The following is a 24,242-nucleotide window of genomic DNA, read 5'->3' as shown; positions in this document are numbered from 1 at the left end:
ATCCTCAAAAAAAATGCTTATTGCCATCCATCAACATATTACTGATCGAAAACATCCCCCAATCGGGTGAAATTTTATATCCCCATCTCGCCGAGATTGATTACATTTGCTATCAAGTTCACACCTGTCCGTATTCTCATTTAACCCCCGGGGTGGTTGCTCAGGCCAAGCCCAATCTCCTTGTCCTCATTGCTCAAGGGGATCACGTTCTTAAAGCAGTGCAAACACTCCAGCAACGCTATCCACACTTACCCTTAGTTGTGATTGATCCCAGCGATCGCCCTGATCTGGCCACTCAGATCCTCCACAGTGGTGCTCAGGACTACTTGAGCTTTCAGGAACTCAGTCCCAACTTGCTGGCGCGCAGTTTTCGCCATGCCATCGATCGCCATCAGGTGGAACAACAACTGCTGCGCCAAGCCCAGTACGATCGCCTGCTGGTACAAATTACCCAGCACATTCACCAATCCCTTGATCTGGCCACGATTCTCGAAGCTGCCGTCAAGGATGTGCGAGAACTCTTGGGCTGCGATCGCGTGCTCGTTTATCGTTTCCTCGAGGATTGGCGCGGCATTATGGATGTTGAAGCCGTCGTTCCCCCTTGGTTCTCGGCTCTTGGGGACGTGGTGGGGGATTCCTGCTTTACAGAGCGATACATTGAAGCCTACAAGCGCGGTCGCATCCATGTGGTAAATGATTTAGACACCGCCCCTCTAGTTCCCTGCTATCGGGATCTGCTGGCTCATTATCAGGTCAAGGCCAATCTGGTGGTACCGATCGTTGTCGAAGGGCGGCTGTGGGGGTTGCTCATCTGTCATCAATGCGCCCATCCCCGCGACTGGCAAGACAGTGAAATTGAACTGATTAAGCAGATTTCAACCCAGTTGGCGATCGCCATCCTGCAAGCAGAACTCTATCAAAAGGCGCAAGCGGAAATTCAAGAGCGCAAAGCAATCGAAGCCCAACTCCTCTACCAAGCCCGCCATGACCGCCTCACCCATTTACCCAATCGCTGGTTCTTTGAGGAACAGTTGCGCCTTACCCTCAGCTATGCAGCCGAGCACCCCCACTACCACTATGCTGTTTTCTGTTTGGATATCGATCGCTTCAAGACCCTCAATGACAGTCTGGGACATGGCACAGGGGATTTATTCCTCCAAGCCTTTGCTCAGCGGCTGACGCGTTGTGTGAGTCCTCAGGACGTAGTGGCACGCCTAGGGGGAGATGAATTTGCGGTCTTGCTCAATGATATTGAGGGGATAGAACATGCCCAAGCCATTGCCCACCAACTGCAGGATCGCCTCAACCATCCCTTTGAAATCGATCACTACACCCTGTACAGCACGGTGAGTATCGGTCTTGTGATGGGTAACCCCCATTACACCAGTAGTGAGGAACTGCTGCGGGATGCTGACATGGCCATGTACCACGCTAAAACTAAGGGACACAATCGCATTGATGTCTTTGATCCTGTGATGCTGCAACAGGTGCGCGATCGCCTGTACTTAGAAGTGGAACTGCGGCAAGCGATTGAACGGGGGGACTTTGTCCTCCACTATCAGCCCATCGTCAAGCTCCGGAGCCAATCTCTCAAAGGTTTTGAAGCACTCCTGCGCTGGCAAAAGGGGGATACGCTGATTTCCCCCAAAGTTTTTATTCCCGTCGCTGAAGAAACGGGGCTGATTTTTGAACTCTCCCGCTGGGTCTTGCACAATGCCTGTGAACAGTTGCAGCAGTGGCAACAGCGTTATCCCAAGCTTCAGTCCGTGGGCTTTACGATGAGTATCAATCTGTCCGCCAACCAATTTTCGTTGCCCACCCTTGTAGCTGAGATTCAACAAACCCTTGAGCATTACCATTTAGCAGGGCACTTTCTAAAGATAGAAATTACTGAAAGTACCTTGATGCAACACTTGGACTCTGCCCGCGAAATTCTTGCCGAGTTGAAGGCGATGGGGGTACGCATTAACATTGACGACTTTGGCACTGGGTATTCCTCCCTGAGCTATTTACGCAATCTGCCTCTCGATGGCATTAAAATTGACCGCTCCTTCATTTCCCAAATAGATCGCAGCCAAGAAGATCTAGAGGTGGTTCACACGATTTTGGTGCTGGCGCGCAACCTCCACCTCGATTGCGTTGCCGAGGGCATTGAAAACACAACTCAACTGCAACTGTTGCGATCGCTGCGCTGTCCCTCTGGCCAAGGCTATCTTTTTGCCCCACCGCTGACTACGGACAAGGCTGAGGTGTATCTACAGGAACACATCCTTTAACAACACCAGCACCTTCAAGTCAAGTTCAATCGAAAAATGAATAACAAATTGACTTGTCATCATTGCCCAAGGGAAAGAAAACAAAAGTCCGCGCCACCACTGGCAATGGGTGTGCCGATAGGATTTAGGATAGTGGCAGTGCTCTTGGATTTCTCAGATGGCCAGCTTATTTGACCAAAACTTTCGCTATACCGATCGCGCCCGCGCCATCTTCAAAGAACTGCAACGCAACCTCCATCCTATCTATATGGAGCTACTGGAAGAAGGGTTCTCTCCTCGGGAAATTTCCGCCCTCGTCACCAGTGCTGCTGCCCAAACCGAAAATGCCGCTATTGCTGAATGGGAAGAGGTGCGGGGTGGCTCCCCCAACCCGGAGGAATCACAGACCACGGCCTAGGGGATGACTTCTCAAGCGCGCATCTTGGAAATTGAGTCCCTGAGTGTCCACTACGGTGGCATTTGCGCTCTGCGCGAGGTGAGTCTGGCCATTGCAGCCGGCGAGTGCATTACCCTTGTGGGTGCCAATGGTGCTGGCAAAACCACCCTGCTGCGTGCCATCTCTAAACTCGTTCCCAGTGAAGGTACCATTTGCTTTGCCGGTCAATCGATTGCAGGGCGATCGCCCCATGAATTAGTGAGGCTGGGCATTGCCCATTGTCCAGAGGGGCGTCAGGTTCTCGCCCGCCAAACCGTACGCGACAATCTTCTTCTCGGTGCCTACTGTCGTCGAGATGAGGCGCAGATTGCACAAGACCTCGAAGAACAACTCAAGCGCTTTCCTAGACTACGAGAGCGGCAATACCAACTGGCGGGAACCCTCAGTGGCGGTGAGCAACAAATGCTGGCGATCGCCCGTGCCCTGATGAGTCGTCCTCGCTTACTGCTCCTTGATGAACCCAGTTTAGGCTTAGCGCCCAATTTAGTACGGGAAATTTTTGCCATCTTGGCACAACTGCGGCAACAGGGGATGACAATGCTACTGGTCGAGCAAAATGCGCACCTAGCCTTACAATTGGGCGATCGCGGTTATGTGCTTGAAGCGGGTCAAGTGACCCTCAGCGGTCGTGCAGCGGATCTCCTGAATGATCCACGGGTTCAGCAAGCCTACCTTGGTTAATGCTATGATGAGAAGGCTGGACGTGTGGCTCAGTGGATAGAGCATCAGATTCCGGTTCTGAGGGTCGGGGGTTCGAATCCCTCCACGTCCGTTAATCAAGTGTCAGCATCATGACTGAACCCGTTAGCCGTTCCGAATTGAGCCAAGTTTTAGATGCTATCCAAGGGATGCAGGCCGATATGCAGTCAATGCAGGCTGCCATCCAAGCCATGGATAAAAAGCTGGATATTCACATCGCCACGAGTAACGAGAAATTCCAAAGGCTTGAGGACAAAATTGATACTGTCGAGGCCAAACTTGAACAGCGTATCAATGCTGTGGAGGCTAAGCTAGAGCAGCGCATCAACGCCGTCGAAGCCAAACTAGAGCAGCGCATCAATGCTGTCGAAGCTAAGCTGGAACAACAGATGAAGGCTGTGGAGGCCAAACTGGAGCAGCGTATCAATTCCATAGAAGTACAGTTAGGGCAGCGGATTGATACGGTAGAGTCCACCTTGCAGGATATTTCTAAGCGACAAGCGGGCACAGATGCGCGGCTATGGGGATTCCTAGTGACCCTGTTGGTGGCCACAGTTGGCTTACTGACAAAAGTGCTGTTCTTTGATTTGCCCCGCCCCTAGATTCGTTACCTTAAAACTGGCCTTATCGTTCTTAGCCAGTATGTTTCTCAACCTCAAAGACATCATTTTGCTGTTGCATCCCATCTTGGCCTGCACATTTGTCTTTCCGGTCATTGGCATCACCACATTCTTTGCTCTGCAAACGCGGCAGCGTCGTCTCAAAGACACCACCATCCCACCCACAGTGGGCACCCTGCATGTCAAATTGGGCAATCTTTTAGCAGCCGGCGTGGTTGGCATCACATTGGTGGCCTTGGCCTATTCAGTGGTGTTTGGATTTCAGGGCTTCTTGATGCAGGCGGAGAATCAGACACTGCAACCGCTCTCTGTTGTCCTCGTGGCACTGATGTTTGTTGTCACCATTGCAGCAACGGCGCTGCTGTATCGCGCTCAATCGAAGCTATGGCGTGCTGTTTTTGCCACCCTCTCAGGGATGGGGGTGACCATTCTAGCTTTTCAACCGGGGGTCTTTCGCCGTGATGACGAGTGGTGGGTTTCCCACTTTTACTTTGGCTTGGCGGCGGTGATGCTGATGATTTTTTCTGTGGCCATTGTGGGGGAGATTTACCAAGATCGATCGCTCAGGTGGCGGCGGATTCACATTGGCTTGAATTCCCTTGCCCTTGTTCTTTTTCTCTTGCAGGGAATTACGGGTACCCGTGACCTCTTGGAAATTCCCTTGAGTTGGCAAGCACCTGTGGTCTATCAGTGCAACTTTGATCCGCGATCGCCCCAATTCAAGACCTGTCCCTAAAAGCGAGTCAGGATATACAGCAGGGTGAAGAGGATAATCCAGATCACATCCACAAAGTGCCAGTAGATCTCTGCCATGGCCACCCCCGTATGCTTGTGGGCATTGTAATGTCCGGGGCGGCGCGATCGCCAGATCACCCCCAAAATCAGCAAAATCCCCACAAAGACATGGAGGCCATGGAAGCCCGTCATCACATAAAAGCAGTTGGCAAAGACATTGGTGCGCAGGCCGTAGCCGAGGGTGAGGTACTCATAAACTTGACCGCCCAAGAACACTGCCCCCATGGCCGCCGTGATCCAGTACCATTGGCGCATGCCGCGAACGTCATCCTTTTTGATGGCAACATCGCCGTAGTGGATGACAAAGCTACTGGAAATAAGGATGATGGTGTTGATGGTGGGCACAAGAAGTTCCACCTCAGTGCCTTCGGGCGGCCATTGCTCATTCATGCCCCGCAGAAGTAAATAGGCCGCAAAGAGGCCACCAAACATTAGGGATTCAGAAATCAAAAAGACCAGCAACCCTAAAACCCGAAAATCAGGGTGCTCATGGGCATGATCAACGGCTATGGCCGTCGCTTGAGAGTCAACAGTACCTTGCATGGCTTGCTCCTACAGTGTCCTACTCTTCCTCGTCCTCATCCTCATCGGTGCTTCCCTTGCGCTGCTCAATGCCGTAGTCGTAGGGACCTTTGGTGACCACAGGCAGCACTTCCCAGTTTTCAATCAGCGGCGGTGAACTGGTCGTCCACTCTAAGCTGAGACCGCCCCAAGGGTTATCGCCGGCAATTTTGCCCTTATTCCAGCTCCAAATGATGTTAATCAGGAAGGGAATAATTGAGAAGGCCAAGACAAAGGCGCCAATCGTACAAATGAGATTAATCGACTCAAACTGGGGATCGTACATGGCCACTCGCCGTGGCATGCCTTTAAGACCCAACTCATGCATCGGCAAAAAGGTCAGGTTCGTGCCAATAAAGGTCAGCACAAAGTGGAGAATCCCTAAGCGCTCATCGAGGAGCCGTCCTGTCATTTTGGGGAACCAGTGGTAAATCCCCGCATAGAGACCAAACACGGAACCACCAAAAAGCACGTAGTGGAAGTGTGCCACTACATAGTAGGTGTCGTGGACGTGAATATCCACGGGGGCAGTCCCCAAGGTCACACCACTGAGGCCACCAAGGACAAACATCGACAGTAGGCCAATGGCAAAGAGCATGGCACTGTTGAGGCGAATCTTGCCCCCCCAGAGGGTGGCGACCCAACTAAAGATTTTTACTCCTGTCGGCACCGCCACAATCAGTGTCGAAATCGTGAAGAACATCCGCATCCAAGGGGGCGTACCGCTGGTGAACATATGGTGTACCCAGACAAAGAGACCCACGCAGCAGATGGCCAAACTGGAGTAGGCGATCGCCTGATAGCCAAAGATAGGCTTACGGGCATGAACCGGAATCACCTCAGACATAATGCCAAAGATCGGCAAAATCATCAGGTACACCGCCGGGTGAGAGTAAAACCAGAAAAGGTGCTGGTAAATGACAACGTTCCCACCGGCATCAGGTTTGTAAAACGAGGTGCCAAAGTTAATATCAAACAGCAGCAAAATCAGCCCCGCCGCCAGCACGGGCGTTGACACTAGAGCCAGCAGAGAGGTGGCTAGCATGGCCCAGCAAAAGAGGGGCAATTGATCCCAGCGCATACTAGGCACTTTCATCTTCCAGATGGTGACGATGAAATTCACCGATCCCAGGATCGAGGAGGTACCCACAAGGATGATCGCCAGAATCCACATACTCTGGGCAGTAGTGGCCGTGATCGTACTCAAGGGCGGATAGGAGGTCCAACCCGCTTGGGCACCGCCAAACAGGAAACTGGCCAAGAGTAATGCCCCCGCCGGCGGGTTCAGCCAAAAGGCTAAGGCATTCAAGCGGGGAAAAGCCATGTCCCGCGCCCCAATCATCAGGGGCACCAAGTAATTGCCAAAGCCACCAATGGCCGCTGGCACCACCCAAAAGAAAATCATAATGGTGCCGTGGTTGGTCATGAAAGCATTGTAGAGATTGGGATTGAGAAAATCTGAATCTGCCGTTGCCAGCTCCGTGCGCATGGCCACCGCCATCAGTCCGCCAATCAAGTAAAAGATAAAGGCGGTGACCAAGTATTGAATGCCAATCACCTTGTGATCAACATTAAAGGTGAAATAGTCGTACCACTTCCACGCCTTGGGATGCTCAGGGAGCGACAAGGGGGTATCTAGCGGCAGTTGTGCTTGCGCCATAACTCTCTCAAGAATGCAACAGTAGGAAGAAAACTAAAGCTTTGCCGGAGAATGGTGGTGGGTCATTGCTTCTACTTGCGCCACTAATTGGGGGGTGACGCCCATCTCCTCGACATGGCGATCGCTCAGGGAGGGGATCACGGGAGTCGTTGCGATCGCTTGGTTTTGACTGCGCCACGCTTCAAAATCCTCTGGGGTATGCACGATCACCTGCGTGCGCATGGCACCGTGGTAGCCACCACAGAGTTCAGCACAGACGACGGGGTATGTCCCGACCTTGGTAGCCTTAAAGCGCAGTTCAGTGGGCACACCCGGAATCGCATCCTGCTTCAAGCGAAACTGGGGCACCCAAAAGGAATGGATCACATCCCGCGCGGAGAGGTTCAATTGGACATCCTTGCCCACTGGGATATGCAATTCGCCGGAGACAATGCCACTGTCGGGGTAGGTGAAAATCCATGCATACTGCATACCCGCCACATCCACCACTACATCTGGGGCTTTGCCTTGAACATCGGGGCTGGCACCAATGCCAATTTCAGGGGTTGGCGCTGCTGCTAAAAGGGCAGTTGCATCGCTGGTGGTTTTTGAGGGGGCTTCGGCAACAACTGCCACTGCTGGCTTGGGCGTATGCATCGCGTGCATAGCATGATCCCCCGGATTCAGTCCCCCCATGCGCTGGAAAATATCCACGCTGTAGATGCCAAGGAAAATCACAATCAGGGCAGGAATGGCCGTCCAGAAGGCCTCTAGGGGTAAGTTGCCCTCTACGGGTAGGCCATCCCCTTCCTCACCGGCACGGCGGCGATAGCGAATCACAAAGAGGATGATCGCACCCTGTACCACCAAAAAGAGAGCGGTACCAATTGTGAGCATAATGTCAAAGAAGTTATCCACCAAGGGAGCCTGCTCAGAGGCCTGTTCCGGCAGGAGGCCATGGTGATGACCAACCCAAAAGCTAATCAGGGTGACAACAACGCCAGCGGTGAGTGTCCAAATTGAAGCGGGTATTTGTTCCATGGTGCCAAAGCGTCCAGAAAATCCCACCCTGATCCTAGGCAGATTCCCCAAGGATGTGGGTTAAAAGAACCTAAAGATTTATGTTGATTTATTCACTATCCTTAAAGCAGCTTGGGGACAGAATCATCTGTTTTTGCGTCCTAGGTTAGAGATAGCCCACCGAAACTGAAGGCTGTGCCGGAGGAAAATAGATGCTGAGTGTGTTGCCTTGGGTTGGCCTCTCGTTAGCCACTCTCCAGTACTCGACCCATAGAGTGGATCAAACGCAGGTATATATGGTGGCTGCGCCGATGGCAGACTATCGGGTGGTCATGACAGAACCTGCCCCCAATGGCCAAGATACCTATTTAGAAACGACAGCGGCTTTTGCGCGGCGGACGGGAGCTGTGGCAGCGATGAATACTAATTTTTTCCGCTGGCTGCATGCTCAATCCCTGCTCTCTTTTCAGGATTATCAAAAATGGATCATGGGCGAGTCCCATCCTGAGGGTATTAGTTACCGAGCACTGCGGCAAACCTGCTTGAGCGGTCGAGGCACGATTCCAGCGGGGGTTCTCGGAGCCTACATCGTGAATGGTCAGGTGGTGCGTCCCTATGAGGGGGGCTATTCAGGGGTGGTGAATTTTCCTGCCCAAGGAGGGATCGAGTTTTATCGCGGTAGGTTGCCAGAGCAACCCTTTAATGTGGTGAGTGGCTCGCAGCAAATTTTAGAAGGGGGCAGGAAGCTACCCGTTGATGGGAGCGATCGCACGTCCCCAAAGGCGATTCTCGGCAGACGGGGCAATGAATATATTTTCGTCGTCAGCGATGGGCGGGGCAATGGTGGTTCGCCGGGGGTCTCCTTTCCACAGCTTCAGGCGTTTTTACTGGAGCAGGGCGTCACTGATGCAACGGCGGTGGATGGTGGCGAATCGGCGACGTTGGTGGTGCAGGGACAAGTAAAAAATCATCCCCGCGATCGCTATTGCGAACTGGCGCGTTGGCTACCCGCTCCCACCCTCACGTTTATTCCTCCTGGAGAAGAGGCTCGCGAAGCGGCGATGGCCATGGGGCGATCGCTCAGACCGGTCGGGGCAAATATCGGCTTAGTCCCACGAGAGCAACCCCGAGGCACCCTTTCCTTTGGGTTTTGGGAGCGGATTCAGCAGCGGCTACTGACGCGATTGCGGGCTTGGCGAGACTGGGGCTAATGAGCAGCAAGGCCAGATTTTGTTAAAATCCTAGTGTTCACTTTGACCTGCAAGCAACAGCCATGATTCATTCTGCGTACCCTCTACTGTTGACCATTACCCCTTCTCTGAAAGGTTTCTTTATTGGGCTATTGTCCGGCGCGGTGGTGCTGGGTTTAACCTTCGCTGCTTTGATCACCATTAGTCAAATTGATAAAGTGCAGCGTTCTTCATAGGCAGCCAAGCGGCTGGTGGGCTTTGCAATCATCGCTAAAATAGAGTCATGGCCATTGCGCTGTGACTCTGTGTTTTATTTTGCCCCTTCAATACAATGGGTTAAATGACGTATCTTTCCTTTTCCCCCCTCCTTGGTCAAATTGTTAATGTCGGGCTTGGGCCTGCTGGCATTTTGGGAATTGGCCTAGCGGTTGCTGGAGCCCTCCTCTATTTTCTGCGCTCGATTCAACCAGAGTTAGCGCGGGATCATGATATTTTCTTTGCCGCAGTGGCTCTCCTGTGCGGTGGGATTCTCTTTTTCCAAGGATGGCGCCTCGATCCAATTCTGCTCTTTGGCCAGTTTCTGCTGACGGGCACCGCTGCCTTTTTTGCCTACGAAAGTATTCGTTTGCGGCGGGTAGCCACAGAGCAGGCGCGGCGAAATACCCCGATTGTGGATGAAGAGCGACCTGTGAGCCGCAGCTACACCTACCGTGCGGAAATAGAGGAACTCGAACCCTACGACGACGAGGAAGAAGAGGAGGAGTACCCACCCCTGCGGCGAATTCGTGGTAGCCGTGATGTGTCGCGATCGCGCTATGAAGACGAAGATGTGGAAGATACCCCCCCTGTAGGACGTTTACCCTCGCGCCGCAGTAGCCCACCCCCTAGCCGCCCCAGTGTTCGGCGTCCCCCTTCAAGACGTCCGCGACCGACAACACCAGCGGCAGATGAGATTGTCGATGAACCCTATCGCCCACCAACACCGACAACCCGCCGGCCAACCCGCCGACCGCCGCCGATTACGGAAACTGCGGAAGTGAGCGATCGCCCTGTGCGACGGCGACCCCCCCGCCCCCGTCCGGAAGGAACAACGGATGGCAGTGAATATGTGCCCTATCAACCCTTGGATCGTCCCCCCACTGACGAGCAAGATAACTCCGCCAATTTTGATGAATAGACCTTAATGGCAAACGAGTCGCAAAGGCAGTGAATGATGCGTCGCTCTTTTTTGGTTTCAGTTCTTGGCTTGGCAGTGATCTGTGGGGGGATACAGGAGCAGACTTGGGCGGCTCCCCTCGCGCAAGCCACTCCGGCTGCTCTGCCAGAATCGTTGCAATCCCTCGTTAACGGGTTGGATACAGCAGCCAGTCAAAAGAATCTAGAGGCAGTGCTAGCCTTTTATGACCCTGAGTTCAAAACAGGGGACGGCCTCACCCTTGAAATCTTACGCAAACAACTGCCGACGTTTTGGCAACCCTACCGTGACATCCGCTACCGCACGACGGTGAACCGTTGGCAACAGCAGGGAAATGAGTGGATTCTAGAGATTAGTACAACCATTGAGGGAACCGGCGGCACGAGCGATCGCCCGCAAAACATTCGTGGCAACCTGCAAGCCACCCAAGTCATCCGCAACGGCAAAATCATCCGCCAAGACATTACCAGCGAAAAAACTACGATCACGATTGGTGCGACACCGCCTACGGTGCAATTCTCCCTCCCCCAAGCCGTGCGTGCGGGTGAAGAATTTAGCCTTGATGCGATTGTGCAAGAACCTATTGGCAATGCCATTCTCCTCGGCGCCGCCAGCGATCAGCCCATCAACGCCCAAACCTACGCCAATCCTAGCCCCGTCAAATTGGAACTTCTCTCTGCGGGCGGGATTTTTAAGGTGGGACGTGCGCCTCAAGAAGCCGGTAATCGCTGGGTCTCTGTGGCCTTAATTCGCGATACGGGCATGGTTCTGATTACACAGCGACTGCGAGTGGAAAAACCATGAGTGAGTCTGAGTCAACCCCCGTAGAGGAACCTGCTGAAAGCCCTGCGGTAACTCTTGAGGTGGAGCAAAGCACACCCATTGTCAGCGGCCTTGCTTTAGAACACTGTGGAGGGCGCTACCGACTCACGTTGCCGGCCGATTTAGATTGGATTGACCTGTGGCCGCAGTTGCAACTTTACCTTGTCGGTCAAGAACACCTCTGGTCAGAGACCTTACCCGTAGATTGTGCCTGCGGACAGCGGCTTTTAGATCAGTCACAGCTTCAACAGTTGGCCGAGGCTCTCAGCGAGCATCAGTTGCGACTGGACAAGATTATTACCGAACGCCGCCAGACGGCGATCGCTGCCGCTACCCTTGGCTACAGTGTCCAGCAGGGGGAACTGCCACCCTTAATTGCAAAAGAGACTGAGGGGGACTCAGACCCCGTGGCCAACCCCCTTTACTTGAAAACAACCCTGCGATCAGGCATGGAAATTCACCATGACGCCACTGTGGTGATTGTTGGCGATGTCAATGCAGGAGCCAGTATCATTGCTGCCGGCGATATTATCGTCTGGGGGCGATTACGCGGTATCGCCCACGCCGGTGCCAAGGGCAATCGGGGGGCACGGATTATGACCCTTGAAATGGCAGCCACACAGTTACGGATTGCTGATCTGTTGGCACGTACCCCAGATCCGCCAAATCCCCCCTATCCGGAGGTGGCCTACGCCACTCACCAAGGGATTCAGATTGCCCCCGCCAATACTTGGGGACGATCCTTCGCTGTATCCGAGGCGCCTTGAGATAATCTATTCTAGTAAGCCAATTCCTAGGGAGTTCAATGGGGCGCACGATTGTCATTACCTCGGGCAAAGGGGGCGTGGGGAAAACAACCGCCAGTGCCAATATTGGTGTGGCTTTGGCCAAATTGGGGCGATCGGTGGTGCTCATTGACGCCGACTTTGGCTTGCGCAACCTCGACCTACTACTCGGCTTGGAAAATCGCGTGGTTTACACCGCCATTGATGTGCTGACCGGGCAGTGTCGCTTGGATCAAGCCCTTGTGCGCGATAAACGCCTGAATAGGCTGGTGTTGCTGCCCGCAGCCCAAAGCCGCAATAAGGATGCCATTACCCCAGAGCAAATGCGACAGTTGGCCTCAGCCCTGAGCAAGCACTATGATTACGTGCTCATTGATTGTCCAGCGGGGATCGAGGCGGGATTTCGCAATGCCATTGCCCCTGCGCAGGAAGCCTTGGTGGTGACCACGCCAGAAATTGCCGCTGTACGGGATGCCGATCGCGTGATTGGCTTGCTCGAAGCCTACCGTATTCGCAACAGCCAGCTGATTTTGAATCGCTTGCGCCCCGCCATGGTGGCTGCCAACGATATGATGTCCGTCGAAGATGTCCAAGAAATTCTTTCGATTCCCCTGATTGGCATTGTCCCCGAGGATGAGAAGGTGATTGTTTCCACCAACAAAGGGGAACCCTTGGTCTTGGCAGAGTCGCCGTCCCTAGCGGGGCAGGCCTTCATGAACATTGCCCGTCGCTTGGAGGGTGAAACCGTTGAGTTTCTAGATCTAGAGGCGGCAAGCGGGGGACTCTTTGGTCGCATTCGACGCTTGTTTGGGGCAAAGGGATGATCAGTGAACTGTTAGAGCGGCTGTTTACGCGGACTTCCCCCAGTCGCACCACTGCCAAGGAGCGCTTGAAGTTAGTTCTTGCCCACGATCGCACGGCCCTGACACCGCAAATTTTGGACAATCTGCGGCGCGATATTTTAGAAGTGGTCTCCCGCTATGTGGAGCTAGAAACGGAGGGGCTAGCGGTTTCCCTAGAGTCGGATCAGCGGACAACGGCCCTGATTGCCAATTTACCGATTAAACGGCTGAAACTGTCTCCAGAGGACGTTCCGCCCCCCGAAAATTCGCCAGCAGAGGACGAGGCAGAAGAAAGTTGAGTACCGTTGCAGTTGGCATAGCAGCGATCGCCAGCGCCGCGATCCTGGCCCAGACACCTTGGATAGCTGTTTTAATCGCCCGTTTAGGATCGGGTTGGCGACGACCGACTCCCTTAACCCCTCAGCCCTCCCGCCCAGAGAACTTAGCCAAAGTCTCAATTGTTGTCCCCACCCTCAATGAGGCACAGCGGTTGCAACCCTGTTTAGAGGGCTTAATGCGTCAAGGCTACGAGGTGCGGGAAATTCTGATTGTTGATAGTCATTCCCAAGATGGCACGGCTGAGATTGTGCAGGCAGCGCAACACCGCGATCCGCGTCTGCGACTGGAGTTTGATCCCCCCTTACCGCCGGGGTGGGTGGGGCGGCCTTGGGCCTTACATACAGGCTTTTGTCGTGCCCATCCTGAGAGTGAGTGGATTTTGGGCATTGATGCGGATACCCAACCGCAACCCGGCCTTGTGGCTAGTCTTTTGGCGACAGCAGAGCAGGAGCAACTGGATCTGATTTCTCTCTCACCTCGCTTTATCCTCAAGACCGGCGGTGAATGGTGGCTGCAACCGGCGTTGCTCTTGACGCTGATCTACCGCTTTGGCGCAGCGCGCGCTGTGGAAACTCAGCCGGAGCGGATTCTGGCCAATGGTCAGTGCCTACTCATTCGGCGATCGCGCCTCGAGGCAATGGGCGGCTACCAAGTTGCCGCTTCCTCCTTTTGTGATGATGTAACACTGGTGCGAGCCATAGCGACTACGGGGGCACGGGTGGCCTTTCGCGATGGCTCCAAGGTGCTCAAGGTGCGGATGTATGAGGGTATGGCGGAAACATGGCGAGAATGGGGGCGATCGCTGGATCTCAAGGATGCCACCCCAGCCGCCCAGCTCTGGGGCGATGCCTATTTCCTCTGGGCAGTACAGGGATTACCGTTGCCCCTGTTGGTTTTGGGCTTGATGGCACTGGCAGTGACTACTCCCACCCTTCCTTTAGAAATGGCGACACTGCTCAATGGCCTACTGGTGCTGATCCGCTGCGGCATGACACTGGCCATTGCCCCCGCCTACGATTGGCAAGTGGGTCAAGGACGTTGGCTCTTTTGGCTGTCCCCCCTTGCGGATCCCCTCGCGGCTCTGCGGCTTACCCTCTCCTCTTGGCAACGTCCCAAGCAGTGGCGAGGACGCATTTATCCTGCCAAGACTCACAATTTTGAAAGTGATAGCAAAAGAAATAATCAGTAATATTCAATAATATTTATTGAAGAATTTTTATGGAGAATACCATATTAAATTTGATTAAGTACAAGATTTTTGTGCTATAATGATTGATAAGGAATCGGATCTTGCTGTTATCAAGGAAGAATGTTAGAATCTAAACTAGATATTAAAAGAGATATTAAAGTTCTTCAAAAGCGTTACGAAGAATTAGTCAATCTAGCTAAAGAATGGAATATACATGATTTTAATTCTTGTCATGAAACTATATGCAGTAGCTTTTCAAAGATAAAAGATCACCTAGAAGAACTAGAAAACAATGTAAAGCAGAAAGAAGAATTATTTATAAGCCCAGAGTATGCAGCTATTATAGAAAGACTGTTCGGAGAACATAATATTGGATTTTTGGGTCGCTTCCCTGTATACGAAATTTTTCCCTACAGACTAATCTTTAATATAAAAAAGAAGCAGGCAAAAATCGTAGGCGATAAAATACGAGAGAAAAACTACAACTTAAATCCAGAAAGCATAGTACGATGGGTTAGTGAAAAATATAATGCCATTTGGTCAAGGCGATTCGATGAAGATGAAATTTGTCAAGAACTACTTACCGCTTATCAATACATCGTTGGGTTTAATAGTGATCAGAAAGTAAGATGGGGTAGAAACATTTTAATCAGAGAGATTTATAATCTATGGACAATCAAGTCAATAGCAAAAGAGAAATATACTGAATCAATGTTTTTGGTCGACTTATCAAAGCTTTTGAGAAAAAATAGCATAGAATATAAGGATTATATTTTTATATTTTCTTCTCATAGAGATTCAAAAAATAATTATAGATTTCAATCACCAAATAATACTAGGTCTTTTGGTATCTTAGCAATTCACAAGAAGTCAGAATATAGAGCATAACTAGATTGATTATTTGGAGTTTTGGCAAGGTGAATATTAATCGCAATGATATTGAATTACTAAGTAATGGACAACCACCTGAATCTGAAGAGTTGCTTCAAAAAATGACCGTTGGTCGAGAAATATGGCTTGATTTTTTTAAGAAATATCAACTTGATTATTTTATTGCAAATGGTGGCAGTAAAGTCAAAATTTTAGTTGGGGATAAAGGAACAGGGAAAACCCATTTGATTCGTTCGATTATGCTTGATGCAAAGTCATCTGGCTATGTAACTGTTTATTTATCTGCTAAGAACTTCCGGCCAAACAACTTAGTTGACTTCTATCAATCAATACTTAAAAAAATTAACTTGGAGCTTATTGTAAGAGGAATTTGCTGCACAGTTTCTCAGGAATTTTCTATTGATGATCAATATGATGGTTCAGAAGTGTTCATTCCTAGGATTAGAGATCAATATCCCAATACGCAAATTGCAACTAGTGAAATCAAAAAAGCAATTTCCAAAATAATTAAAAAATATGATTTTACCCCATCATTTCAGTCATTTGTTTATCAAGTTGTATACAATAGGATGATTGCTAATCAGCAGGATGCTATAGAAAAAGCAAAGAAGTGGCTTTCTGCAGCCGATGACATTACTAAAGAAGAAAAAAAAGAATTTAAGTCCTTACTTCTTTTTGAAGAAATTAGAAAGTTTAATGCTCGAGACTGGATTAACTCTCTTGTTCAACTAATAAGACTTGCAGGTAATAAAGGTTTAGTTATTAGTGTGGATGATCTTGAAGTTCTAACTGAGAAAAATCCTGAAACTCACAGATATAGTTATACTAAAAATGCTATTTCGGATGTTTATGAAATTATTCGACAGCTTATTGATGATACTGAAGTATTAGAATATTGCTTATTCATTTTTGCTGGCAACTCTGATCTTGTTACAAATCATGAGCGTGGTTTTCGTTCTTATGATGCTCTTTGGATACGTTTACAAAATGGATTCAAGGAATGCGATAGATTTAATCCTTTTTCTGATTTGCTTGACATTAATAAACATCTAAAGGAATTACAAAGCAAGTATCTTCCTGAGATTAATCAAAAAACTTATAGCCTCTTACAACAAGCTTCATTAAGGGATGATCAACTTGATTTTCCTAGCAACTATCTAAAGAACTTTTCTCAACTTCAACAAGTGGTAATAGAGGCAGTAGTAAAGGCAGTAAAGGATCAAAAAAAGCGTGAATTATGAATAAAAATTGATTTATGGAGATACAGGATTTTGAGTGATATATGGTTACTAATTTAGATAGAAAAACGGCAATTGCTATTATTGAGTCCCTTCGTGCTGGTATTCCTACCAGAGTCTCAATACGTGAACTTCCTGATTTAAGACCTGATCTAACAACAAAAATTATTCGAGATTTAGAACAGCTAGCTGTAGGTAATAAACAAAAGGGTAGATTTATATGGGGTGGCTACGGTCAAGGAAAAACTCACGAATTAACCAATATTGAATATAAAGCTCTGGAGATGGGTTTTGCCGTTAGTAGAGTTACTCTTAGTCGTGAATTATCTGGTCAGCATATGTTGCGTTTGTATGCAAAGCTGGCCTCATCTATCAGAACTCCAGATTCTAAACTGTTTGGTATTCAGCATAAGTTGAATACTAAAAGAGCAGATGATTTAAATGATATTTATATTCATGCCCAAAATAGATACACCCATGAATTACCACTGATTGTTCTTGAAAATTATTTTTACGCTAATGAAGAAGAAAGTGAGTTGCTGTATGGTGATTTGATTGGATGCCGATTACCAATATCTGAGATTAAAAGAGTTCATAAAAAAAGAGGCCAAGATTTTCCAAAATTACCTGTTTTTAAGATTGCAAATCATAGTCGTGCTTACTGTGAGCTAATGTCCGATGTATTAACTTGGTGTGGTTATAAAGGTTGGGTTATCCTAATTGACGAAGTTGAGCTTATTGCACGTTTAGGTAAGGTGGCTAGGTTGAATGCTTACAGAAATTTAAATTGGCTTTTAAACTGGTCAAATGACAATTTATTCCCTATCTACTGCGTTTGTGCAGCAGCCGATCCCCTCCAAACTCGTTGGATCAACACTGAATTAAAGAAAGAGACTTCATCTCAAATTAAAGTCTTTGATAAGACTTTAATACCTAATTTAGCAAGAGAAAAGTTTGATGAGACTGATGAAAGAAAAATGATTAACTTTTTTGAGCAGGCATTAGATGAAAATCAATGTCCTAAGCTCCTTCCAGTAGAATCAAGACAGCTAGAGCAAATAATGCACTTCTTGGTTAATATTCATGCTTCATGCTATGAATGGATCCCTAAATTAGATATCCCTAGTTTTATTGAATCTCTAGGTTACGTCTCATTGAGAATCTACATTCGTGCTTTGCTTGAATCACTAGATATTGACTTTTTATACAATTTTGATTTCAAACCCAAACTTGATGATCTGGTTGATGGCTTGGATGTTAATCTAGAAGATAATGAGTTTTTCAGTGAGGATTCATAGTTAGTCGTGATTCCCTTGCATATTCTTTTACATGAATAGCTGATTTCTTCTTTGCGCGTGACGAATCTACTCTTAACTACTGCTCAAGAGGCACTTGCCCCAACGTTTAACGAAATTGATGGCCGCGTCAAGGAAAACTTGCGGCGGGTTTTAGGAGCTTTTCGTCAGCAGCGGCTGGGGGTGCATCACTTCAGTAGCATGACGGGCTATGGTCATGGCGACCTAGGGCGTGAGGTGCTTGATCGCGTTTTTGCGCAGGTGATGGGAGCTGAGGCGGCCTTGGTGCGGGTGCAATTTGTCTCTGGTACCCACGCGATCGCCACGGCGCTATTTGGGGTGCTGCGCCCTGGGGATGAACTGATTTCCCTTGCGGGTGCCCCCTACGACACCCTAGAAGAGGTGATTGGCCTGCGGGGTCGCGGCCAAGGTTCCCTCAAGGATTTTGGCATCCACTATCGCGAGATTCCCCTCCTGAGTACGGGTGAACCCGATTGGGGGGCGATCGCCACCTGTGTCCAACCTCAAACCCGCATGGTGCTCATTCAACGCTCCTGTGGCTATACATGGCGGCCGAGCCTCAGCCTTGAGGACATTGGCAAAATGATCCAACTGATCAAGGGGCAAAATCCCAATGTGGTTTGTTTTGTGGATAATTGCTACGGCGAATTTGTCGAGACCCAAGAACCGCCCCATGTGGGCGCTGATTTGATTGCGGGTTCTCTGATTAAAAATCCCGGCGGCACGATCGCCACCGCGGGGGGCTACTTAGCAGGACGCGCTGATCTCATTGAGCAAGCCAGTTATCGCCTTACGGCACCGGGGATTGGCCACGAAGGGGGTGCCACATTTGATCAACATCGTCTGCTCTTTCAAGGGCTGTTCTTAGCACCGCAAATGGTCGGCGAAGCCCTCAAGTGCGCCCATCTCTTGGCCTATGTCTTTGACCAATTGGGTTATCCCGTCAACCCCGCCCCCCTTGCCCCCCGCCGCGATGTCATTCAAGCGATCCAATTGGGCAGTCCTGAAAAGCTGATTGCCTTTTGCCGTACGTTGCAACGTTACTCCCCGGTGGGTTCCTATCTTGATCCTATACCTGCGCCCATGCCCGGCTATGCCGATGATCTAGTGATGGCTGGGGGCACGTTTATTGACGGCAGCACGTCGGAACTGTCTGCCGATGGCCCTTTGCGTCCACCCTATATTGTCTTTTGTCAGGGGGGAACCCACTGGACCCATATGGCCTTGATTTTAGAGGCTCTCCTAGAGGATCAGGCTTTTTGAGGCCAGCCGTAGGCTTGGGCAACCGCTTCCCATTGGCACAAAATGCTCTGCTCAAAGGCGTCCTGCCACGTGGGGCACGTTGCTTGGGTGATCTGGTGTGCCCGTGTTCCCATCCGCTGGCGATAGGGGGCATCGTCTAACAGCGGGGTAATGGCGGCTGCCCAATCTTGGGGGTCGCGACTGTAAACCACCACCCCATCCTCCCCTGAGGTTTGGACATATTTGCGCCCGCCATCAAACCCAGAAATAACGACGGGTAATCCTGCCGCTCGTGCTTCCACCACTACATTGGGCCCTGTTTCCGACTCTGAGGGAAAGACAAATAGATCACTGCTGGCATAAATTGCCCCTAATTTTTCTTGGGGTACCTTGCCTGTGAGGGTGACGCGATCGCCCAAAAGGTCTTTGACAAGGGTAGCCTGTGCCCCTTCGCCAACAATCAACACATGGAATGCCTTTCCTTGATTGGCTAACACTTGAGCTGCCTGCGCCAACAGGAGCACATTTTTACTGGCATCTACCCGACCGACAAAAAGCGCGATCGGCACCTCTGGCAGGTGATACTCCTCCCGTAGCCATTGGGGATTGCGAAATCGCAGATGAAAGCGATCGCGATCGATGCCCCGCTGAAACCACGCCACCCGCTCAGGGGGCAAAAACGTGAGCAGCCAATCGGCATCCTGCTGTCGCGAGACCAAGACGCGATCGCTAGCACGCATAAAGCCCGCTAATTTCCGTTCGGCTCGGTAACCAAACCACTGATCCACTTGTAATTTCTCCAGCCATAGCCACCGCCAAAACTCCCGCCCCCAACTGCGGCCACTCATGCGCCAAATAATTTCCCGCGAATAGGTGCGGGTCAATAAGGGCAAATCCGTGTGAATTGAACTGAGCAGCGGACGATGCTGCTGGCGACAAAAGCGGCGCACCGTTTGGGCAAAGCTAAAAGTATCCGTAATGTGAAACACCTGATGTTGGGGTAAATAACGGCGCAATGCCCAGTGAAAGGGAGCCACATCGGTCATGCCTGCCCCTTGGCGCATAATTTCCAGTGAGTGCGTGCTGAACTGGGGCGGTAGCAATTGGTAGCGAACATTGGCTGCTACCTCTAGGGTTTGCTGTTTGGCGCCAAGGAAGTAAATGGTCAAGTCAACGCGGTCTGGGTAGTGGCTGGCAGCTTCCGCAAAACGTTCCCAACATTTGACATGTCCCCCGGCGTTGGGTTGCCATTCTAGGCAAATAAAGACAGCAACAGATAGTGGTTGTGGCAATCCAGACTCCTCAAGGTTGCGTTTTGCTAAAGATTAACTGAATATCGCATTTAGAGTCATTCACAGTGAGCAATAATGGGCTACCGTAATCGCGCGATCGCCATCCTCTTAGCCTTGGCCGGCATCTTTCTCCCTGGGCTCCATAAGTTTTATTTGCGCCAACCCCTGTGGGGTGGCGTTTACCTCATGCTGGGGCTACTCTTTTCGACAGTGCCCTACGGTTCTCTGGGTAGCATTGCTCGCATTGCCTGTGTGATTGAGGCTGTGTGGTATTTGTTTCAGGGAGCCGATGCCTTTGATGCCACCTTCAATCCTGAGATTAGTGCCGTCGTTCCGAAGCTCCCCGCGTCTCGTCTTGAGGAAGCGAATTAATACCGCCAGTAGCGACGACCTTGCCAAAAAATCCCCACGGCTGTGCCAATCAGGAACACCTCTGTGAGTGGAAAAAATAGGGGTCGCAGTCCCAAGGTGCCGCCAAAAAAGCTCAAGAACACACTGGCCATTAGGACACACAGAAATAACGCCCAGAGGGTGCCGCTATAGATCGGCGCTGGGTTAAACCACACCTCCAAAGAGATCACTGCCACCATTCCAAGGCCAATGCTCAGACCAAGGCGGACTAGGAGACCCAAAGGAGGCTGAAGTAGGATGATCAACGCCTCGCGGACAGGGGCAACGGCACCGGCAATATAGTAAAGCCCCGTATCAAACAGCGCTGCAAGCAGGGCAACAAGAAGACCTGTGGGCACCAGCGATCGCCAAGGCAGTGCCTTAAACTGTTGCCAAGGATCGGACACAAGCAAGACTCACAATAAGTATGTGGGTAGAACCTAGGGCATAGGTAGATCGCCGAGGCTCATTTCCAGTTCCATGCGCTGTTCCATCTGGCGCAGAAAATACCCCGTCATCATGGCTGAGGCCAATAACCCCGCAAGGTTGTCGCGATCGGTGGCAATTTGGACATTAAAATCCTCGGAGGGAAGGCCGCCCACGAGACCTTGGACATTCTGGCTGATAATTTGGCGAATTTCTGGACTGACGGAACGGGCAATACGGGTCAAAACTTCTGGCGATTGGCTTTGCAGGTACTTCAGGAGCAGATTGGGCTGCCCATCATCCGTAGAAGACTGGTAGAAATTAGCGTTTCCGGGATCAAAAACCATAGGCAGTGCTCGTTAGTTATGTTAACTATATGTTACCAAACCGAAATGCGCTACTAGAGCGAAGACTCCCGTGCTACCTGCTCTGCCTGTAGAATAGACCTCAGCACTCGGTGAGACTGAATACACAAGGATTCTTGCATGACCGCCCTCGATCAGCTTCAGCCTGCCAACCCCCGGGACGTCAATATCTTTGCCCCCTATATGCGTGCTGAGAAACGTCCGCTGCTGCCCTTGGGTATCGCCCTCTACCGTCTGGGGAAGTTGGAGGGACAACGGGGGATTGAAGGCGGTAACAATGTTGATTTTGTTGCCACATGGACGATCGCCAATTTGCCGGCGGATTTATCCCGCTGTACGGTAACCTTTGATAACTCGCCTGATCTACAGTACGAAATGTCTATCACCACGTTTGAACTGGTGGATCATCTCATTGATGTAATTATTAACTATAAAAAACATCGTATTGCCGATTTTTCCAAAGCGTTTTATCGTAAGCTGTTACGGCTTGACTAAGGATAGCGTGTTTAGGGTTGGGGTTGCGGGAGGAGTAACTAAACGGTGGCAAAGCATTTATTGATTGGTTCAATTGTGCCCTATAGCGGTAAGTCTGCAACGGTTTTAGGCTTGGCCAAGCTCTGTCGCGATCGCCATCTGCGCATTGCCTATGGTAAGCCCTTGGGCACCTACCAACCCGCTACCGACAGTGAAGAAACCGAAGCCGATGTCAGTTTTTTACAGCAAACCCTCAACCTAGAGAATGTGCGACCGACATTGCTCACGCTGACGCCAGAAGCCATCAAGGCACGGCTGATGGGCACAGATCAGCAGGATTATCGCCAAGCCCTAGCAGCCTATCACACTATCAACAGTGAAGACTTGGTGCTCCTCGAAGGGCCAGCCACATTAGCCGAGGGGCGGCTGTTTGATTTGGGGTTAGCTCAGATGGCAGCGGTGTTGGATGCACCCATTTTACTGGTGGTGCGCTACGAGTCCCCCTTGGTGGTGGAATCGCTCCTCCTCGCCAAGTCGGAATTGGGCGATCGCCTATTGGGGGTGATCATCAACGATATTCCCCAACCCGAAGCCCAACCCTTGCCTGCTATTCGCCAATATCTCGAGGCACACCAAATTCCAGTTTTTGGGATGTTGCCCCGCAGTCAGTTGCTGCGCAGTGTCAGTGTCAAGGAATTGGTACGCCAGTTAAATGCCGAAGTTTTGTGCCGTCCGGATCGCTTGGATCTCCTAGTGGAGGAACTCACCATTGGGGCAATGAACGTCAGTGCTGCCTTGAAGTATTTCCGTAAAGCGAACAATATGGCGGTGATTACCGGGGGCGATCGCACCGATATTCAATGGGCGGCCTTGGAGACCTCCACCCACTGTCTGATCCTCACGGGGCATTTGCCGCCTTCCCCGGCGATTCTTGCCCGTGCCGAAGAGTTGGAAATTCCCATTCTCTCAGTGGACTTAGACACCCTAACAGCCGTGGAAATTGTGGATCGTGCCTTTGGTCAGGTGCGCCTCCATGAAATCGCTAAAGTCAAATGCGTCGAACAAATGATGCAGGAGCATGTGGAGGGCGATCGCCTGTTAGCACAACTGGGACTCTTGACCGTTGAGGCCTAGCGCTGGAAGGTTAAGGCAAAAATCAGGACTTGGGTCGGCGTCTTGCCATCAAAGTTATTGTCGCCAATGATGTAGAGCGATCGCGCCCCATCGGCCAAGGGGGGACCCAAGCTCATCCCCTCCAAATTAGTCAAGGGAATCCCCAGCCTCTTGAAATCCAAAATCAGCCGTTTCTGCACAGGGCGGAGAGTGCGCAGATCAACCGGTAACGTGGCCATGCCAAGGGTATCTGTCGCCCCCGCTAGGGATACTTCAAAGAGCTGAATGCCATGCCCTGCTCCCGGACTATAGGTGCGCTCCAAGCTCAGAAAATGGCCACCATTGTCAAGGGCAAGTAGCTCCACGAGGCCATTAAACACTGCCTCTGAGGGTTCCAAGGGATAGAGATGCTCCGCCAGCAACACAGGGGCAACATCCCCCCGCAGGTAATGGAGCAGGCGGCAGTAAATGGGGATATTGGGGCGGACATCTTGGGCAAGGGCTGATTCAACGCCGACAAACAGGCGATCGCCCGCCGGCGAAAGCGTCAGTGCCTCAAAACCGAGATTATTGCGAATGCCCTGCTGACCATTGGGGAGATAGTACTTAGGAATAGGGAGAGCTGCAATGGTTCGTCCATTCGCGCGCTCAAACTCTTTGATCCAAGGGGGGCTAGCCGTGGCCGTTACCCCTTCACTGCTAATTACAAGGTGCCCCTCAGGCGTCAGCGCAATCCCCTCAGTGTCGGCAGTGTTGGGCGGATACACCTCACCATTAGGCTGCTGGAGAAAGGTTACGCCCTTGGGGGCAATGGTTTCGGGAGTGATTTCGAGGGTGTAAAACCGAGGTTGCTGGCGATCGTCACTAATGGCATAGAACTGCTGTTGACGCGGATCGTAGGTCAAACCCGACAGCCCCCCCACCTCGGTATTCTGCCACTGGCTGCCGACGGCTAATTGCACTTCAGCGCGAAATTCCACTCCCACGTTCAGAAACAGGCGCTCCTCTGCTCGCACTTGAGGCAGGGCACATCCCCACAGGAAGCCAAGGAGTAGAATTGCCGTCAGCAGGTGTCGCCAAGGCATGG

General features: G+C 50.9%; 27 protein-coding genes and 1 tRNA gene. 21 read left to right on the top strand and 7 right to left on the bottom strand.

All coding sequences use genetic code 11. The annotated features are described in order from the left end of the window. Nucleotides 1–20: 20 nt before the first annotated feature. From M0646_RS03295 to M0646_RS03270, 6 genes are all read left to right on the top strand, one after another. Nucleotides 21–2,276: a bifunctional diguanylate cyclase/phosphodiesterase gene (locus M0646_RS03295; protein ID WP_286626568.1), complete on the top strand. Its 2,256-nt coding sequence runs from the start codon at nt 21–23 to the stop codon at nt 2,274–2,276. Nucleotides 2,277–2,433: 157 nt separating this feature from the next. After that, on the top strand, nt 2,434–2,673 hold the full coding sequence (locus M0646_RS03290; RefSeq protein ID WP_286626566.1) for a hypothetical protein: 240 nt from the start codon (nt 2,434–2,436) through the stop codon (nt 2,671–2,673). A gap of 3 nt (nt 2,674–2,676) precedes the next feature. Beyond that, the gene (locus M0646_RS03285; protein WP_149818118.1) at nt 2,677–3,393 is read left to right on the top strand and encodes an ABC transporter ATP-binding protein; all 717 of its coding nucleotides are present in this window, start codon (nt 2,677–2,679) and stop codon (nt 3,391–3,393) included. Nucleotides 3,394–3,411: 18 nt separating this feature from the next. Beyond that, nucleotides 3,412–3,484, top strand: a tRNA-Arg gene (locus tag M0646_RS03280). A 19-nt stretch (nt 3,485–3,503) separates the two neighbouring features. Continuing rightward, nucleotides 3,504–4,013 (top strand): hypothetical protein, encoded by a 510-nt coding sequence (locus tag M0646_RS03275; protein WP_190278188.1) that lies wholly within the window; start codon nt 3,504–3,506, stop codon nt 4,011–4,013. Nucleotides 4,014–4,053: 40 nt separating this feature from the next. After that, the gene (locus tag M0646_RS03270) at nt 4,054–4,767 is read left to right on the top strand and encodes a DUF4079 domain-containing protein (RefSeq protein WP_286626565.1); all 714 of its coding nucleotides are present in this window, start codon (nt 4,054–4,056) and stop codon (nt 4,765–4,767) included. Here the strand turns inward: M0646_RS03270 and M0646_RS03265 are convergent. The 3 genes from M0646_RS03265 to M0646_RS03255 are packed head-to-tail and all read right to left on the bottom strand — an operon-like array spanning nt 4,764 to nt 8,067. After that, nucleotides 4,764–5,369: a heme-copper oxidase subunit III gene (locus tag M0646_RS03265; RefSeq protein ID WP_149818114.1), complete on the bottom strand. Its 606-nt coding sequence runs from the start codon at nt 5,367–5,369 to the stop codon at nt 4,764–4,766. The genes M0646_RS03270 and M0646_RS03265 overlap by 4 nt on opposite strands. Before the next feature lie 19 nt (nt 5,370–5,388). Beyond that, nucleotides 5,389–7,047, bottom strand: a complete 1,659-nt coding sequence (ctaD, locus tag M0646_RS03260; RefSeq protein ID WP_286626564.1) for a cytochrome c oxidase subunit I — start codon at nt 7,045–7,047, stop codon at nt 5,389–5,391. Nucleotides 7,048–7,080: 33 nt separating this feature from the next. Continuing rightward, nucleotides 7,081–8,067, bottom strand: coding sequence for a cytochrome c oxidase subunit II (locus tag M0646_RS03255; protein WP_286626563.1), 987 nt, complete (start codon nt 8,065–8,067; stop codon nt 7,081–7,083). Between the two features lie 191 nt (nt 8,068–8,258). On the opposite strand from M0646_RS03255, the gene M0646_RS03250 reads away from it, so the two are divergent. From M0646_RS03250 to M0646_RS03195, 12 genes are all read left to right on the top strand, one after another. After that, a complete protein-coding gene (locus tag M0646_RS03250; RefSeq protein ID WP_286626562.1) occupies nt 8,259–9,257 on the top strand; it encodes a phosphodiester glycosidase family protein in 999 nt (332 codons plus the stop codon). A gap of 89 nt (nt 9,258–9,346) precedes the next feature. After that, on the top strand, nt 9,347–9,472 hold the full coding sequence (locus M0646_RS03245) for a photosystem II reaction center X protein (RefSeq protein WP_190278187.1): 126 nt from the start codon (nt 9,347–9,349) through the stop codon (nt 9,470–9,472). 104 nt (nt 9,473–9,576) lie between these two features. Continuing rightward, nucleotides 9,577–10,413, top strand: coding sequence for a Ycf66 family protein (locus M0646_RS03240; RefSeq protein ID WP_149818104.1), 837 nt, complete (start codon nt 9,577–9,579; stop codon nt 10,411–10,413). Between the two features lie 33 nt (nt 10,414–10,446). Then, on the top strand, nt 10,447–11,235 hold the full coding sequence (locus tag M0646_RS03235; protein WP_226971996.1) for a nuclear transport factor 2 family protein: 789 nt from the start codon (nt 10,447–10,449) through the stop codon (nt 11,233–11,235). Further along, entirely contained in the window at nt 11,232–12,020 is a 789-nt protein-coding gene (gene minC / locus M0646_RS03230) for a septum site-determining protein MinC (RefSeq protein ID WP_286649865.1), read from the top strand. The genes M0646_RS03235 and minC overlap by 4 nt, the downstream gene beginning before the upstream one ends. A gap of 38 nt (nt 12,021–12,058) precedes the next feature. Further along, nucleotides 12,059–12,862, top strand: a complete 804-nt coding sequence (gene minD / locus M0646_RS03225; protein ID WP_286649864.1) for a septum site-determining protein MinD — start codon at nt 12,059–12,061, stop codon at nt 12,860–12,862. Then, nucleotides 12,859–13,179: a cell division topological specificity factor MinE gene (gene minE / locus M0646_RS03220; RefSeq protein ID WP_149818098.1), complete on the top strand. Its 321-nt coding sequence runs from the start codon at nt 12,859–12,861 to the stop codon at nt 13,177–13,179. Before minD ends, minE begins: the two co-directional genes overlap by 4 nt. Continuing rightward, a complete protein-coding gene (gene cruG, locus M0646_RS03215; RefSeq protein ID WP_226971995.1) occupies nt 13,176–14,408 on the top strand; it encodes a 2'-O-glycosyltransferase CruG in 1,233 nt (410 codons plus the stop codon). The genes minE and cruG overlap by 4 nt, the downstream gene beginning before the upstream one ends. A 120-nt stretch (nt 14,409–14,528) precedes the next feature. Next, nucleotides 14,529–15,296: a hypothetical protein gene (locus M0646_RS03210; RefSeq protein WP_149818096.1), complete on the top strand. Its 768-nt coding sequence runs from the start codon at nt 14,529–14,531 to the stop codon at nt 15,294–15,296. A gap of 29 nt (nt 15,297–15,325) precedes the next feature. Continuing rightward, the gene (locus tag M0646_RS03205; RefSeq protein WP_286649863.1) at nt 15,326–16,540 is read left to right on the top strand and encodes a BREX system ATP-binding domain-containing protein; all 1,215 of its coding nucleotides are present in this window, start codon (nt 15,326–15,328) and stop codon (nt 16,538–16,540) included. A gap of 41 nt (nt 16,541–16,581) precedes the next feature. After that, nucleotides 16,582–17,835 (top strand): BREX system ATP-binding domain-containing protein, encoded by a 1,254-nt coding sequence (locus M0646_RS03200; RefSeq protein WP_149818092.1) that lies wholly within the window; start codon nt 16,582–16,584, stop codon nt 17,833–17,835. Between the two features lie 57 nt (nt 17,836–17,892). Beyond that, complete coding sequence (locus M0646_RS03195; RefSeq protein ID WP_286649862.1) at nt 17,893–19,116, top strand: methionine gamma-lyase family protein; 1,224 nt, start codon at nt 17,893–17,895, stop codon at nt 19,114–19,116. Here the strand turns inward: M0646_RS03195 and M0646_RS03190 are convergent. Continuing rightward, on the bottom strand, nt 19,104–20,387 hold the full coding sequence (locus M0646_RS03190) for a glycosyltransferase (RefSeq protein WP_286626556.1): 1,284 nt from the start codon (nt 20,385–20,387) through the stop codon (nt 19,104–19,106). The genes M0646_RS03195 and M0646_RS03190 overlap by 13 nt on opposite strands. Before the next feature lie 75 nt (nt 20,388–20,462). On the opposite strand from M0646_RS03190, the gene M0646_RS03185 reads away from it, so the two are divergent. Beyond that, the gene (locus M0646_RS03185) at nt 20,463–20,759 is read left to right on the top strand and encodes a TM2 domain-containing protein (RefSeq protein WP_225901511.1); all 297 of its coding nucleotides are present in this window, start codon (nt 20,463–20,465) and stop codon (nt 20,757–20,759) included. Here M0646_RS03185 and M0646_RS03180 read toward each other — a convergent pair. Both M0646_RS03180 and M0646_RS03175 read right to left on the bottom strand, forming a co-directional pair. Further along, nucleotides 20,756–21,184 carry a hypothetical protein gene (locus M0646_RS03180; RefSeq protein WP_286626555.1) on the bottom strand — a complete coding sequence of 143 codons (429 nt, stop codon included), beginning with the start codon at nt 21,182–21,184 and terminating at the stop codon, nt 20,756–20,758. The genes M0646_RS03185 and M0646_RS03180 overlap by 4 nt on opposite strands. A gap of 33 nt (nt 21,185–21,217) precedes the next feature. Beyond that, nucleotides 21,218–21,550 (bottom strand): DUF760 domain-containing protein, encoded by a 333-nt coding sequence (locus M0646_RS03175; RefSeq protein ID WP_011057859.1) that lies wholly within the window; start codon nt 21,548–21,550, stop codon nt 21,218–21,220. A gap of 138 nt (nt 21,551–21,688) precedes the next feature. On the opposite strand from M0646_RS03175, the gene ebsA reads away from it, so the two are divergent. Continuing rightward, the gene (ebsA, locus tag M0646_RS03170; RefSeq protein WP_149818084.1) at nt 21,689–22,063 is read left to right on the top strand and encodes a type IV pilus biogenesis protein EbsA; all 375 of its coding nucleotides are present in this window, start codon (nt 21,689–21,691) and stop codon (nt 22,061–22,063) included. Between the two features lie 45 nt (nt 22,064–22,108). Continuing rightward, a complete protein-coding gene (locus M0646_RS03165) occupies nt 22,109–23,176 on the top strand; it encodes a phosphotransacetylase family protein (RefSeq protein WP_149818082.1) in 1,068 nt (355 codons plus the stop codon). On the opposite strand, the gene M0646_RS03160 is transcribed toward M0646_RS03165, so the two are convergent. After that, complete coding sequence (locus tag M0646_RS03160) at nt 23,173–24,240, bottom strand: esterase-like activity of phytase family protein (RefSeq protein WP_286649861.1); 1,068 nt, start codon at nt 24,238–24,240, stop codon at nt 23,173–23,175. The two genes, M0646_RS03165 and M0646_RS03160, sit on opposite strands and share 4 nt — an antisense overlap. Nucleotides 24,241–24,242: the final 2 nt, after the last annotated feature.

Source organism: Thermosynechococcus sp. B3, assembly GCF_030323045.1.
Taxonomy (GTDB): domain Bacteria; phylum Cyanobacteriota; class Cyanobacteriia; order Thermosynechococcales; family Thermosynechococcaceae; genus Thermosynechococcus.
The sequence above is the reverse complement of the archived record's forward strand: the minus strand, read 5'-3'. Positions and strand labels throughout refer to the sequence as shown.